Origin of the sequence: Pseudomonas sp. R1-18, from assembly GCF_051132095.1 — a bacterium.
Lineage (GTDB): Bacteria > Pseudomonadota > Gammaproteobacteria > Pseudomonadales > Pseudomonadaceae > Aquipseudomonas.
Map to the genome: position 1 here is coordinate 1,773,556 of NZ_CP071658.1, position 15,653 is coordinate 1,789,208.

4 protein-coding genes are annotated in these 15,653 nt (G+C 64.4%); all 4 read left to right on the forward strand.

What is annotated here, in order from left to right:
- Positions 1-14: 14 nt before the first annotated feature.
- The 4 genes from J3P77_RS08330 (at position 15) to J3P77_RS08345 (ending at position 15,565) form a co-directional block, all read left to right on the forward strand.
- Positions 15-13,007, forward strand: coding sequence for a non-ribosomal peptide synthetase (locus J3P77_RS08330; protein WP_434681023.1), 12,993 nt, complete (start codon positions 15-17; stop codon positions 13,005-13,007).
- Between the two features lie 186 nt (positions 13,008-13,193).
- The gene (locus J3P77_RS08335) at positions 13,194-14,606 is read left to right on the forward strand and encodes an aspartate aminotransferase family protein (RefSeq protein WP_434681024.1); all 1,413 of its coding nucleotides are present in this window, start codon (positions 13,194-13,196) and stop codon (positions 14,604-14,606) included.
- Between the two features lie 80 nt (positions 14,607-14,686).
- Positions 14,687-14,905 (forward strand): MbtH family protein, encoded by a 219-nt coding sequence (locus J3P77_RS08340; RefSeq protein WP_434681025.1) that lies wholly within the window; start codon positions 14,687-14,689, stop codon positions 14,903-14,905.
- A 201-nt stretch (positions 14,906-15,106) separates the two neighbouring features.
- Positions 15,107-15,565 (forward strand): REP-associated tyrosine transposase, encoded by a 459-nt coding sequence (locus J3P77_RS08345; protein ID WP_434681026.1) that lies wholly within the window; start codon positions 15,107-15,109, stop codon positions 15,563-15,565.
- Positions 15,566-15,653 lie beyond the last annotated feature (88 nt).

A 15,653-nucleotide genomic window follows, 5' to 3' on the forward strand; every position in this document is an offset into this window, starting at 1 on the left:
GCAGGAACTTCATCATGGAAGCGTTTGAACTCCCTCAGACCCTGGCTGACGCGTTGCAGCGTCGTGCCGCGCAGACACCGGACCGACTGGCGCTGCGTTTTCTCACCGACGAGAACGATCAGGGTCTGGTGCTGACCTACCGTGATCTGGACCTGCGCGCGCGGACCATCGCCGCCGCGCTGCAACGCGATGCACGACCGGGCGACCGGGCCATTCTGCTGTTCCATAGCGGCCCGGATTACGTCGCGGCGTTCTTCGCCTGCCTGTATGCCGGGGTCATCGCAGTGCCGGCCTATCCGCCGGAATCCAACCGCCGCCATCACCAGGAGCGACTGCTGTCGATCATCGCCGATGCCGAGCCGCGCCTGCTGCTGACCGGCTCGGGGCTGCGTGAAGCGCTGCTGGAGATGGACGAACTGGCCGCCGCCGACGCGCCGGGCTTGCTCTGCGTCGACACGCTGGACGCCGAACTTGCCCAAGGCTGGCAAGGTCCGGCTTTGCACAGCGACGACATCGCGTTTCTGCAATACACCTCCGGTTCGACAGCGTTGCCCAAGGGCGTGCAGGTCAGCCACGGCAATCTGGTCGCCAACGAGCTGCTGATCCGTCACGGTTTCGGGATTGATCTCAACCCGGATGACGTCATCGTCAGCTGGCTGCCGCTTTACCATGACATGGGCCTGATTGGCGGGCTGTTGCAGCCGATCTTCAGCGGCGTGCCGTGCGTGCTGATGGCGCCGGCGTACTTTCTGACCCGGCCGCTGCGCTGGCTGGAAGCGATCAGCCGCTATCGGGGCACGATCAGCGGCGGTCCGGACTTCGCCTATCAGCTGTGCAGCGCCCGCGTCAGTGATTCCGCGCTGGAGCGTCTCGACCTGAGCCACTGGCGCGTGGCCTATTCCGGTTCCGAGCCGATCCGCCAGGACAGCCTCGACAGTTTCGCCGAAAAATTCGCCAGCTGCGGCTTTACCCCGGACAGCTTCTTCGCCTCCTACGGTCTGGCTGAAGCGACGCTGTTTGTCGCGGGTGGTCAGCGCGGCAAGGGCATCCCATCGTTGCGTCTGGACCAGCAGGCGCTGGCGCGCAATGTCGCGGAGTTGGGCGAGGGCAGCCCGGTGATGAGTTGCGGCACCGCTCAGCCCGAGCATGCCGTACTGATTGCCGATCCGCACAGCCTCGAAGTGCTGGAGGAGAATCGAATTGGCGAAGTCTGGGCCAGTGGGCCGAGCATTGCCCATGGCTACTGGCGCAATGCCGATGCGACAGCCAGGACTTTTGTCCGGTACGGCGGGCAGACCTGGTTGCGTACCGGCGACCTGGGTTTCCAGCGTCACGGCGAGCTGTACATCACCGGGCGCTTGAAGGACATGCTGATCGTGCGCGGCCAGAATCTGTACCCGCAGGACATCGAGAAGGTGGTAGAGCGGGAAGTGGACAGCGTTCGCAAGGGTCGCGTCGCGGCCTTCGCGGTGCTTGAAAATGGCAGCGAAGGCATCGGTGTCGCCGCCGAGATCAGTCGCAGCGTGCAGAAACTCATGCCTGCCGCCGCGCTGATCAATGCGATTCGCCAGGCCGTGGCCGACGCCTTTCAAGAGGCGCCAGGCGTTGTGGTACTGCTTGAGCCCGGCGCGTTGCCGAAGACCTCCAGCGGCAAACTGCAGCGCTCCGCCTGCCGGACGCGTCTGGCCGACGGCAGCCTGGACAGCTACGCAGTATTTCCCGAGAGCGCCTCAGGCACGGTCGCTTCCGGTCCGGTCCTGGGCGCAGATCTGCAAGCGCGCGTGGCCAGGGTCTGGTGCGAACACCTGAACGTCGACCATGTGGCAGCGGACGATCATTTCTTCCTGTTGGGCGGCAACTCCATTGTCGCCACCCAAGTGGTGGCGAGTCTGCGAGAAACGCTGGGTATCGAACTCAATGTGCGTCAGCTGTTCGAGGCGCCGACTCTGACCGCATTTAGCGCTCAGCTTCAAGGTCTGGTCGAGCGCGGGACAAAGACCGACGCCATCGCGCGCTTGCCGGGCAACGACGCCCTGCCGCAGTCGTTGGCGCAGAACCGTCTGTGGTTCCTGTGGCAGATGGACCGCAACAGCAGCGCTTACAACATTCCTGGTGGCCTGCACCTGCGGGGAGAGCTGGATCAGGCCGCGTTGCGGGCCAGCTTTCAGCAGTTGATCGAACGTCATGAATCGTTACGCACCCGTTTCCACGAACGCGACGCCGTGGCCTTGCAGAGCATCGAAGCGCCAGGCGAATTCCGTCTGGACGTTCAGGACCTTTCGAGCCTGCCTGTCGAGCAGCGTCAGGCTCAAGCGCGGCAGATTCGCGAAGCGCAGGCGCGGCAGCCGTTCGATCTGCAAGCCGGCCCGTTACTGCGCGTCACACTGGTGCGGCTCGACGAAGAGGAACATCAACTGCTGGTGACCGTGCATCACATCATCGCCGACGGCTGGTCGCTGAACATCCTGATCGAAGAATTCTCGCGCCTGTATGCCGCAGCCGTGCATGGCCAGCCGTTGGCGCTGGAGCCACTGCCGGTGCGCTATGCCGACTACGGTCAGTGGCAACGCGAATGGCTGGCGCGCGGCGAAGCGGCCCGGCAGCTGGAATACTGGAAACGGCAACTGGGCGACGAACAGCCGGTGCTGACTCTGGCCACCGATCATCCGCGTTGGGCGCGCCGCCAGCACAGCGCATCGCGTTACAGCCTGCGTCTGAGCCCTGAACTGAGTGGCGCATTGCGTACCACCGCTCAAGCCTGGCAATCGACACCGTTCATGCTGTTGCTGGCCGGGTTCCAGGCGTTGCTGCACCGCTACAGCGGGCAACGCGACATCCGCGTCGGCGTTCCCGGTGCCAACCGGCCACGCCACGAAACTCGCGGGCTGATCGGGTTTTTCATCAACACGCTGGTGATGCGCGCCGGGCTGGACCCGCGTCAGACCTTTACCGAGTTGCTGTCGCAGACCCGTCAGACCGCGCTGGAGGCCCAGGCTAATCAGGACTTGCCGTTCGACCAGTTGCTCGAAGCCTTTCCGCAGGCCCGCGAGCATGGCTTGTTCCAGGTCATGTTCAACCATCAGCAACGTGACTCCAGCGCACTGCGCCGTTTGCCGGGGCTGCTGGCCGATGAGCTGGAATGGCACAGCCGCGAAGCCAAGTTCGATCTGCAACTGCATAGCGAAGAAGATCGCAATGGCCGACTGACTTTATCGTTCGATTACGCCGACGAACTCTTCGAGCGCGACACCATCCTGCGCATGGCGCAGCATTTCGTCGCCATGCTGACTCAGATCAGCGAGACGCCGGACGTGGCACTCGGCGACCTGCAGCTGCTGAGCGCCGGTGAGCGGGCCGAACAAGACACGTGGGGCGCGGCACCTTGCGTGTCGGCGCGGCAGTGGTTGCCGGAGCTGCTGGATCACCAGGCGAGGCAGACGCCAGAGCGCACTGCGCTGGTCTGGGAAGCTCACAGCCTGAGCTATGCCAGCCTTCACGCCCAGGCCAACCGGCTAGCGCATTACCTGCGCGACAAAGGCGTCGGTCCTGACGTGCCGGTGGCGATTGCGGCAGAGCGTTCGCCGCAGCTGTTGATCGGCCTGCTGGCGATTCTCAAGGCCGGTGGCGCTTACGTGCCGCTGGACCCGGATTACCCGGCAGAGCGGCTGGCTTATATGCTCGCCGACAGCGGCGTCTCGTTGCTGCTGACCCAGAGCCAGCTGCTTGCCGGTCTGCCGGACGGCGAAGGCGTCAGCGTGATCGCCATGGACGCGCTGAACCTGGAGAGCTGGCCGGGCAGCGCGCCCGATTTGCGTCTGCATGGGGAAAACCTCGCCTATGTGATCTACACCTCGGGCTCGACCGGGCAACCCAAGGGCGTCGGCATTAGCCACGCCGCCATGGCCGAACGTCTGCAATGGATGCAGACCACCTATGCACTCGAAGCAAGCGACGTGCTGATGCAAAAGGCACCGGTCAGTTTCGATGTGTCGGTGTGGGAATGCTTCTGGCCGTTGATGACCGGCTGCCGCTTGCTGCTGGCGGCACCGGGCGAGCACCGCGATCCGCGCCGCATCGCGCAGCTGGTTCAAAAACACGGCGTGACGACCTTGCACTTCGTGCCGCCGTTGCTGCAACTGTTCATCGACGAGCCGCTGACCAAGGGCTGCACCAGCCTGCGGCGGATTTTCTCGGGTGGCGAAGCGCTCTCGGCGCAGCTGCGCAACCGCGTGCTGGAGCAGTTGCCCGAAGCGCAGCTGCACAACCGCTATGGCCCGACCGAAACCGCAATCAACGTCACGCATTGGCACTGCACCCTGGCCGACGGAGCGCGTTCGCCCATTGGTCGTCCGCTGGGCAATGTGCTGTGCCGGGTGCTGGACGCAGACCTGAACCCGCTGCCGCGCGGCGTCGCAGGCGAGCTGTGCATCGGTGGAAGCGGCCTGGCGCGGGGCTATCTGGGTCGCCCAGGCTTGAGCGCCGAGCGTTTTGTCGCGGATCCGCTGGGTGAGCCGGGCGCGCGGTTGTACCGCACCGGCGACTCGGTGCGCTGGTCTGCCGATGGTTCGCTGGAATACCTCGGGCGTCTGGATCAGCAGGTCAAGCTGCGAGGTTTTCGCGTCGAGCCGCAGGAGATCGAAGCGCGATTGCTGGCCGAACGCGGCGTTTCTCAGGCGGCGGTGCTGATTCGCGACACCGCCGCCGGGCCGCAATTGATCGGTTATTACACCGCGGCGCTGGATCAGGAAACGGAAGCCGAGCAGATCGAGCGCATCAGAACCGCGCTGGCGCGTGAGCTGCCGGACTACATGGTGCCGTCGCAACTGGTGCGGCTCGATAGCATGCCTCTTGGCCCCAGCGGCAAGCTGGACCGCCGCGCCTTGCCCGAACCGCAATGGCAGACCCGCGAGCATGTTGAGCCGCGCAGCCCGACGCAGCAACAGATTGCCGAAATCTGGCGCGAGGTACTGGGCGTGTCGCGCGTCGGTCTGCGGGACGATTTTTTTGATCTGGGCGGTCACTCGCTGCTGGCGACCCGGATCATCTCTCGCGTGCGCCAGGTCTGCGACATCGACCTGCCGCTGCGTACACTGTTCGAGGCCAGCGAGCTCGGCGCATTCGCCGCGCAGGTCGAAGCGATTCAGGCGCTGGGCAACGGCAGCAGTCAGCAGCCGATTGCGCGGGTCGACCGCAGTCAGCCGGTGCCGCTGTCCTATTCCCAGCAGCGCATGTGGTTTCTCTGGCAGATGGAACCCGACAGCCCGGCGTACAACGTCGGCGGCATGGCGCGCCTCAGAGGCGAGCTGAATACCGAATGCTTCGAGGCGGCCTTGCAGGCGCTGATCCAGCGTCACGAAACCCTGCGCACCACCTTTCCAGCCGTCGATGGCGTGGCCTGTCAGAAGGTCGACGAGCAAAGCGAATTGCGCCTGGCGCGGCACGACTTTTCCGCGCTGCCAGCCGATCTGCGCCAGCAGCGGCTGCAGGCGCTGGCCGACAGCGAGGCGCACTACGCCTTCGATCTGGAAACCGGCCCGTTGCTGCGCGCATGTCTGGTGCGTGCCGCCGAGCATGAGCATTACTTTGTGCTGACTCTGCACCACATCGTCACCGAAGGCTGGGCGATGGACATCTTTGCCCGCGAGCTGGGTCTGCTCTATGAAGCGTTTCTCGAAGGCAGGCCGTCGCCCCTTGAACCGCTCGCCGTGCAGTATCTGGATTACAGCGTCTGGCAACGTCAATGGATGGAGGCGGGCGAACGCCAGCGTCAACTGGACTACTGGACCGCGCAACTGGGCCACGAACATCCGCTGCTGGAATTGCCGAGCGACCGACCGCGCCCGCCAGTGCAGAGCCACAAGGGCGGGCTGTATCGCTTTGACCTGAGCGACGAACTGGCGGCAAAGGTCCGGGCCTTCAACGCGCGCAACGGCCTGACGCTTTTCATGACCATGACCGCCACGCTGGCGGCCTTGCTCTACCGCTACAGCGGGCAGACCGACCTGCGCATTGGCGCGCCGGTAGCCAACCGGATTCGCCCGGAAAGCGAAGGCCTGATCGGCGCGTTTCTCAATACCCAGGTGCTGCGCGTGCAGCTCGATGGCCAGATGAGCGTCGAGCAGCTGCTGGAGCAGGTACGGCATACGGTAATTGAAGGTCAGTCGCATCAGGATCTGCCCTTCGATCACTTGGTGGAAGCGCTGCAACCGCCACGCAGCGCCGCGTATAACCCGCTGTTTCAGGTGATGTGCAATGTGCAGCGCTGGGAGTTCCAGCAAAGCCGCGAGCTGGCCGGCATGACGGTCGACTATCTGGTCAACGACGCAAGGGCGACCAAGTTCGATCTCAACCTTGAAGTCACCGAGCTGGATCATCGCCTTGGCTGCTGCCTGACTTACAGCCGCGACCTGTTCGACGAACCGCGCATTGCGCGCATGGCCGGGCACTGGCTGAACCTGCTGGACGCGTTACTGAGCGACCCGGTGCAGCGCCTGAGCGAACTGCCGTTGCTGCATGCCGCCGAACGTCAGCAATTGCTGGACAGTCTCGCCCCGGAGGCGGGCAAGCAGCGTCTGGACCAGACCATCCACGGGCTGTTCGCCGAACAGGTCAGGGCCCGCGGCGACGCCCCGGCGCTGACCTTCGCCGGGCAGACGCTGAGCTATGCGCAACTGGACCGCCGCGCAAATCAGCTCGCCTGGATGCTGCGCGAGCGAGGTGTCGGGCCACAAGTGCGGGTCGGCCTGGCGCTGGAGCGTTCGCTGGACATGGTGGTCGGTCTGCTGGCGATTCTCAAAGCCGGTGGTGCTTACGTACCGCTGGACCCTGAATACCCGCTGGAACGTCTGCACTACATGATCGAAGACAGCGGCGTTGGCTTGTTGCTCAGCCATGCCGCGCTGCTCGACGCACTGGGCGAGCTGCCGGCAGGCGTTGCGCGCTGGTGTCTGGAGCAGGATGCACCGGCGTTGCAGCATTATCCGGCGCACGAGTTGCCGCTCGTCACGCTGGCGCAGCATCAGGCTTATCTGATCTACACCTCGGGCTCGACCGGCAAACCCAAGGGCGTGGTGGTCTGCCATGGTGAAATCGCCATGCATTGCCAGGCGGTGATCCGTCGCTTCGACATGCGCCCGGACGACTGCGAGCTGCATTTCTACTCGATCAACTTCGACGCCGCGACCGAACGCCTGCTGGTGCCGCTGCTGAGCGGCGCACGGGTTGTGCTGCGTGCTCAAGGCCAGTGGGACGCCGAAGAAATCTGCCACCTGATTCGCGAGCAGCAGGTCAATATCCTTGGCTTCACGCCCAGCTACGGCAGCCAGCTGGCGCAGTGGCTGGCGGCCCATCGCCAGACCTTGCCGGTGCGCATGTGCATCACCGGCGGCGAAGCCCTGACCGGCGAGCATTTGCAGCGTATTCGTGAAGCGTTCCAGCCGGAGCTGTTTTTCAACGCCTACGGCCCGACCGAAACGGTGGTCATGCCGCTGGCGAGCCTGGCGCCGCAGCAGCTGGAGGAGGGCGATGCCAGCGTGCCGATCGGCAGCATCGTCGGTGCCCGCGCGGCTTATGTGCTGGATGCCGATCTGGCGCTGGTTCCGCAGGGCGCAGGCGGTGAACTGCACGTCGGCGGCGCCGGGCTGGCGCAGGGTTATCACCAGCGTCCGGGCTTGACCGCCGAGCGTTTCGTGCCGGATCCCTTCGGCGCCCAAGGCGGCCGTCTGTACCGAACCGGCGACCTGGTCCGCCAACGCGCCGATGGACGGGTGGAATACCTGGGCCGTATCGACCACCAGGTGAAGATTCGTGGCTTCCGCATCGAACTTGGCGAGATCGAAGCGCGTCTGCAAGATCATCCGGCGGTTGCCGAGTCGGTAGTGCTGGCGCTGGATGGTCAACTGATCGCATACGTAACCCGTGGGCCCGGATCGGGTGCGAGCGGTCCGCTCCCGCAGGAACTCAAAACCCACCTCAAGGCCAGTCTTCCGGACTACATGGTCCCAACCCATGTGGTCGTGCTGGACGCCATGCCGTTGACCACCAACGGCAAACTCGACCGTCGCGCCTTGCCCGCGCCGGACCTGGAGCTCAATCGGGAGCAATTCGTGGCGCCAGGCAATGCGCTGGAGCGAACTCTGGCCGATATCTGGGGCGCGGTGCTCAACGTCGAGCAGCCTGGCATCGACGATAACTTCTTCGAGCTGGGCGGCGATTCGATTCTGTCGATCCAGGTCGTCAGCCGCGCACGACAGGCGGGCATCCATTTCACACCGCGTGATCTGTTCCAGCATCAGACCGTGCGCACGCTTGCGGCGGTCGCCACGCTCAACGCGCCTGCCCGCATTGAACAGGCTCGGGCCGAGCAAGGCTTGCTGCAAGGCGAGTCGGGCCTGACGCCGATCCAGCACTGGTTTCTGCAAACCCCGGTGCCGCAGCGCCAACACTGGAATCAGGCCGTACTGCTGGAGCCCACCGAGGTGCTGGATTCGGCTGCGCTGGAACGCGCGCTGGGCATCATCCTTGAACATCACGACGCGCTACGCCTGAGCTTTCACGAGCAGCAAGGCGTGTGGCGCGCCGAACACCGGGTGGTCGGCGATCACGCCTTGCTCCAGCGCGCGACCGTTTCCGACATGGATGAGTGCCCGGCCTTGTATGCCGCCACCCAGCGCAGCCTCGATCTGCAGAACGGCCCGCTGCTGCGTGCCCTCTACGTCGACGGGCCGCAGGGCGAACAGCGTCTGCTGATCGTCATCCACCACCTGGTGGTCGATGGCGTGTCGTGGCGCGTGCTGCTCGAAGACCTGCAGAACGTCTACCGCCAGCTCACCAACGGCGAAACCGTGCACTTACCGGCAAAGACCAGCGCTCTGCGTGACTGGGCAGCACGCCTGCTGGCCTATGCCGGCAGCGAATCGTTACGTGAGGAACTGAGCGCCTGGCAACACCTGCTCAGCGGCCCGGCGCTGGTGCTGCCGGGCGCGGCGGAGGGTGGCCAGCAGCATCGGCATGCGCAAACCATCAGCGTGCGCCTCGATGCGACCCACACCCGGCAACTCCTGCAACAGGCTCCGAGCGCTTATCGCACCCAGGTCAACGACTTGCTGCTCACCGCGCTGGCGCAGGTGGTCTGCCGCTGGACCGGGCAGGACTCGACCCTGATCCAGCTTGAAGGTCATGGCCGCGAAACCCTGTTCGACGACATCGACCTGACCCGCAGCGTCGGCTGGTTCACCAGCGCCTACCCGCTGCGTCTGACGCCGATGCACGGGCAGACCGGTCCGGGTGAATCGATCAAAGCCATCAAGGAGCAACTCCGCCGGGTGCCGCACAAGGGACTGGGCTATGGCGTGCTGCGCTATCTGGCCGACGCCCCCACGCGTGCCGTTATGCAGGCGTTGCCTGTCGCGCCGATCACCTTCAATTACCTGGGCCAGTTCGACCAGAGTTTCGGTGACGATGCGCTGTTCCGGCCTTTGGAAGAGTCCGCAGGCGCGGCCCATGACCCGCTCGCGCCGTTGCCTAACGAATTGAGCATCGACAGTCAGGTCTACGGCGGCGAACTGGTGCTGCGCTGGGCCTTCAGCGCCGAGCGTCACCGGCCGCAGGCGATACGTGAGCTGGCACAGGCGTATCTGGACCAGTTGCAGACGCTGATCGCCCACTGCCTGACAGACGGCAGCGGCGGCCTGACGCCATCCGACTTTGCGCTGGCAAGCCTGGATCAGACGCAGCTGGATGCTTTGCCGGTTGCGCTGGCGAACATCGAGGACGTCTATCCGCTGACGCCGATGCAGGAGGGCATGCTGTTGCATACCCTGCTGGAGCCGGGCACCGGCCTGTATTACATGCAGGATCGCTACCGCATCGACAGCGCCCTTGATCCGCAGCGTTTCGCGCAGGCCTGGCAAGCGGTGATCGCTCGTCATGAAGCCCTGCGGGCGTCGTTCTGCTGGGACATCGGCGAAACCATGCTGCAGATCATCCACAAGCCGGGCACCACGCCATTCGACTATCTGGACTGGCGCGACGTAGCGGCGCATGAGCAGGAACCTCGTTTGCAGGCGTTGCTCAAGGCCGAACGTGAGGCCGGTTTCGATCTGCTTGCCCGACCTCCGTTTCACCTGCGCCTGATCCGCGTCGACGAAGCGCGCTACTGGTTCATGATGAGCAACCACCACATCCTGATTGATGCCTGGTGCCGCTCGTTGCTGATGAACGACTTCTTCGACATCTACTCCGCCCTCGGTGAAGGCCGCGATGCGCAACTGGCTGCCGCGCCGCGCTACCGCGATTACATTGCCTGGCTGCAACACCGTGGCCTGGCCCAGGCCCGTGACTGGTGGCGCCAGAACCTGCAGGGCTTCGAGCGCCCGACGCCGATCCCCAGCGATCGACCGTTTCTGCGCGAACACGCCGGTGAGAGCGGCGGGATGGTCGTCGGCGATTGCTATACCCGACTGGAGATCGCCGATGGTGCACGGCTGCGCGAGCTGGCGCAGCAGCATCAACTGACCGTCAACACCTTTGCCCAGGCGGCCTGGGCCTTGACCCTGCGTCGACTGAGCGGTGATCGCGACGTGGTCTTCGGTGTCACGGTGGCCGGACGGCCGGTGGAACTGCCGCAAATGCAGCGCACCGTCGGCCTGTTCATCAACACCATCGCCTTGCGCATCGGCATGCCTGGCGACGATCAGCGCTGCACGGTTCGCCAGTGGCTGAGCCGGTTGCTGGAAAGCAATATGGAGCTGCGTGAGTACGAATACCTGCCGCTGGTGAGTATTCAAGAGGTCAGCGAACTGCCCAAGGGCCAGCCTTTGTTCGACAGCCTGTTCGTGTTCGAGAACGCACCGGTCGAAGTCTCGGTGCTGGATCGCGCGCAAAGCCTCAACGCTACCTCGGACTCCGGCCGTACGCACACCAACTATCCGCTGACGGCGGTGTGCTACCCCGGTGATGACCTCGGTCTGCACCTGTCCTACGACCAGCGTTATTTCGATGAAGCCACGGTGCAAGGCATGCTTGGCGAGTTCAAGCGCCTGCTGCTGGCGCTGATGGACAGCTTCCACGGCGACATGGCCAGCCTGCCGCTGTTGAGCGAACCGGAACGCCGCTTCCTGATCGAAGACTGCAATCGCAGCGAGCGCGCTTACCCGCTGGAGCGCAGCTATGTCGAACTGTTCGAGGCGCAAGTTCAGGCGCATCCCCAGCGCGTGGCCGTGAGTTACCTGGACCGCCGCTGCGATTACGCCAGGCTCAATGCTGCCGCCAATCGTCTGGGCCATGCGCTGATCGCCTCCGGCGTCGGCTTCGATCAGCCGGTGGCGCTGCTGGCCGAGCGCGGGCCGGACCTGCTGGGTATGATCGTCGGCAGCTTCAAGGCAGGCGCGGGCTATCTGCCGCTTGATCCGGCACTGCCCGAATCGCGCCTGAGCGGCGTGATTATCCAGAGCCGCGCGCCGGTGCTGGTGTGCAGCGCCGAATGTCAGGTCCGCGCAAGCGAACTGCTGGAGGCGATTGCCGAAACCGAGCGCCCACGGCTGCTGGTCTGGGATCAGGTTCAGCGGGGCCAATACAGCGACCTCAACCCGCGCCGCTACAGCTCGCCGGACAACCTGGCGTACGTGATCTTCACCTCCGGCTCGACCGGCCAGCCCAAAGGCGTGATGGTCGAGCAACGCGGCATGCTCAACAACCAGTTGAGCAAGGTGCCGTATCTGGGCCTCGGCGAACGCGATGTGATCGCGCAGACCGCCTCGCAAAGCTTCGATATTTCGGTCTGGCAGTTCCTCGCCGCGCCACTGTTCGGCGCACGCGTCGACATCGTGCCCAATGACATCGCCCGCGACCCGCGCGCCTTGCTCGCACATGTGCGGGCGCAAGGCATCAGCGTGCTGGAAAGCGTACCGTCGCTGATTACCGGGTTACTGGCCGAGCAGGCGGCAAACCTCGAAGGCCTGCGCTGGATGCTGCCGACCGGTGAAGCCATGCCGCCGGAGCTGGCCAGCCAGTGGCTGCAACGCTATCCGCATGTCGGGCTGGTCAATGCATACGGTCCGGCGGAGTGCTCGGACGACGTGGCCTTCTTCCGGGTAGACGCCGCGTCCACGCGCGGCACCTATCTGCCGATCGGCACGCCAACCGATAACAACCGCCTTTACCTGCTCGACGATGCGCTGGAGCCGGTGCCGTTGGGTGCGGTGGGCGAATTGTGCGTGGCAGGGACCGGTGTCGGTCGCGGTTATGTCCGCGACCCGCGGCGCACGGTGCCGGTGTTCGTGCCCAATCCGTTTGGCGCAGCCGGTGAGCGCCTGTATCGCACCGGCGACCTGGCGCGGCGGCGCGCCGACGGAGTGCTGGAATACGTCGGTCGTGTCGACTTCCAGGTGAAGATTCGCGGCTACCGCATCGAACTCGGCGAGATCGAAGCGCGCCTGCAGGAGCATCCGGCGGTTGCCGAAACCGTGGTGGTGGCCCTCGATGGTCAGCTCGTCGCGTACATCTCCAGGAGCGCGCTCCTACAGGGAGATAGCGTCGACCCGCAGGACCTGCGTGATCAACTCAAAACGCACCTGAAACAGTCGCTCCCCGACTACATGGTCCCGACCCATCTGGTGGTACTGGACGCCATGCCGCTGACCCCCAACGGCAAGCTGGACCGCAAGGCCTTGCCCAGGCCGGACACCAGCCAGTCGCAGCACGCGTACGTCGCGCCGCAGACCGAACTGGAACACCAGCTGGCCTGCATCTGGGCCGAGGTGCTGAAGGTCGAGCGGGTCGGGATCACCGACAACTTCTTCGAACTGGGCGGGCATTCATTGCTGGCTACTCAGGTGGTTACCCGCGCGCAGCAGGTGCTGCAACGCAGCGTGCCGCTGCGGGTGATGTTCGAGTTCAACACCGTGCAAGGCCTGGCACAGCATCTGGAAAGTCTGGGTGGGAATAAGGTCGACGAGCAGAAAATCGACCGTCTTGAGGATCTCATGGCGGAACTGGAAGGGTTGTAAACCGGCCTGCGGTCAGCGCGCTGGCGGTGCGGATAAAAAGCCATCGGAAGGTGTAAATCCGCACCGCGCTGGCGCGTTTGCTTTTGAAGGACGAAAGGACACATGCCCGGCCCCGTGCGCGAAAGCGCATGCGGTCGGCCACATTCAACAGATCCGCTGATGCACAGCGTATTGAGGGTTGCACAGATGTCAGTCGCTACCAGGTTTAACGACGATCAACTGGCCCGGGTTGCGGCGGCGCCGGTCGAGACGCTGTATCAGTTCGAAGAATCACCATTGCTGGCGCGACAGAGCCGCCAGGAATCCAACGCGCGCAGTTACCCGCGTCGCATTCCACTGGCACTCAAGCGCGCTCGCGGGATTCATGTCGAAGACGTCGAAGGACGGCGCTTCATAGACTGCCTCGCCGGTGCCGGCACCCTGGCGCTCGGTCATAACCACCCGGTGGTGATTCAGGCGATCCAGCAGGTGATCAGCGACGAGCTACCGCTGCATACGCTGGACCTGACCACGCCGGTCAAGGACCAGTTCGTTCAGGACCTGTTCGGGCTGCTGCCTGAAACATTGGCCCGCGAAGCGAAGATCCAGTTCTGCGGGCCGACCGGCACCGACGCGGTGGAAGCTGCGCTCAAGCTGGTGCGCACGGCGACCGGACGCAGCACGGTGTTGTCCTTTCAGGGCGGCTACCACGGCATGAGCCAGGGCGCCTTGAGCCTGATGGGCAGTCTTGGGCCGAAAAAACCGCTGGGCGCGCTGCTCAGCGCCGGTGTGCAATTTCTGCCGTTTCCCTACGAATACCGCTGCCCGTTCGGGCTGGGCGGCGAGCAGGGCATCAAGGCCAACCTGCATTATCTGGAGAATCTGCTCAACGACCCTGAAGCCGGCGTGCAACTGCCAGCAGCGGTGATCGTTGAAGTGGTGCAAGGCGAGGGCGGCGTGATTCCGGCGGATCTGGATTGGCTGCGCGGTGTACGCCGTATTACCCAGGATGCCGGCGTCGCGCTGATCGTCGACGAGATCCAGAGCGGCTTCGCCCGTACCGGCAGGATGTTCGCCTTCGAGCATGCCGGGATTGTCCCTGACGTGGTGGTGTTGTCCAAGGCCATCGGCGGCAGCCTGCCACTGGCGGTTGTGGTCTATCGCGACTGGCTCGACACCTGGCAGCCCGGCGCCCACGCGGGCACCTTCCGTGGCAATCAGATGGCGATGGCCGCGGGTTCTGCCGTGATGCGTTATCTGACCGAACACGACATCTGCGCCCATGCATCGGCCATGGGCGCGCGGCTGACAACCCACCTGCGTCATCTGCAGCGGGATTTCCCGCAACTGGGCGACATTCGCGGGCGCGGCCTGATGCTCGGCGTCGAACTGGTCGACCCCAGCGGCGCGCCGGACGCGCAGGGCCACCCACCGGTTTTCGCCCGGCTAGCGCCGCTGGTACAGCGCGAATGCCTCAAGCGCGGACTAATCCTCGAACTGGGCGGGCGGCACGGCAGCGTGGTGCGTTTCCTGCCACCGCTGATCATCACCGCCGAACAGATCGACGAAGTGGCCGGCATCTTCGGCCGGGCGCTCAAAGCCGCTGTCGCCCAGGCTTAATTTTTCCGCCTGGCGATACGTTCAATCCCTATAGCCGCTGCGAATCGGCGCAGCGCACTGATCAACCACGGAGAGCAGCAATGACTTCAGTATTCGACCGGGACGACATCGTCTTCCAAGTTGTGGTCAACCACGAAGAACAGTACTCGATCTGGCCCGACTACAAAGCCATCCCCAACGGCTGGCGCGCCGTGGGCAAGAGCGGCTTCAAAAAGGACTGCCTGGCCTACATCGAAGAAGTCTGGACCGACATGCGCCCGCTGAGCCTGCGCCAGAAGATGCAAGCGCAGGCAGTCTGACACCCGGGACTTGCAGGAGCGGACTTGTCCGCGAGGTCAATATTGCAGGCTGTGCATCTGCTGCGGATGCACCGGCCTCTTCGCGGACAAGTCCGCTCCCACCCACCACACCCCCACAGTCACATCATGAACTAATCCTGTTGGCCTGCATTTTTCCTAAGCCGCTAGATTCACAACTGACTGAATCCAGAGGGCAAGGGAATGCCTGCACGTGCTGCTTCAAAACGTCTCCGCACAGGTCGCTACTCGGAAATCGGCCGGATCTATCTGGTGACTTCCGTGGCCGGAGGACGGGAGCCGGTCTTTACCGATTTGCGCATCGGACGGCTGCTGGTGCAGGAACTGATGCGGTGTGAGCGACAGGGTTTGACCCGGTCCCTGGCCTGGGTGGTCATGCCTGACCACTTTCATTGGCTTTTTGAGCTGCAGTCGATGAGCCTGAGCACAGTAATGAAGCAGGTTAAAGCCCGCAGCTCGATATCGGTGGGCCGGCTCAGTCCCAAGAACACGCCGCTGTGGCAGCCCGGCTACCACGACACGGCTGTGCGCAAGGAACAGGACCTGCTCGCCGTGGCCCGGTACGTCGTCGCCAACCCGCTACGTGCCGGGCTGGTGAAAAAGATTGGCGATTATCCGTTGTGGGATGCGATCTGGCTGTAGGAGCGGACCGGGCTACGCTCGGCTTGTCCGCAGAGCCGCGTACATCCACAGCAGATGCACAGCCCGCACCCTTGTTTTCGCGGACAAA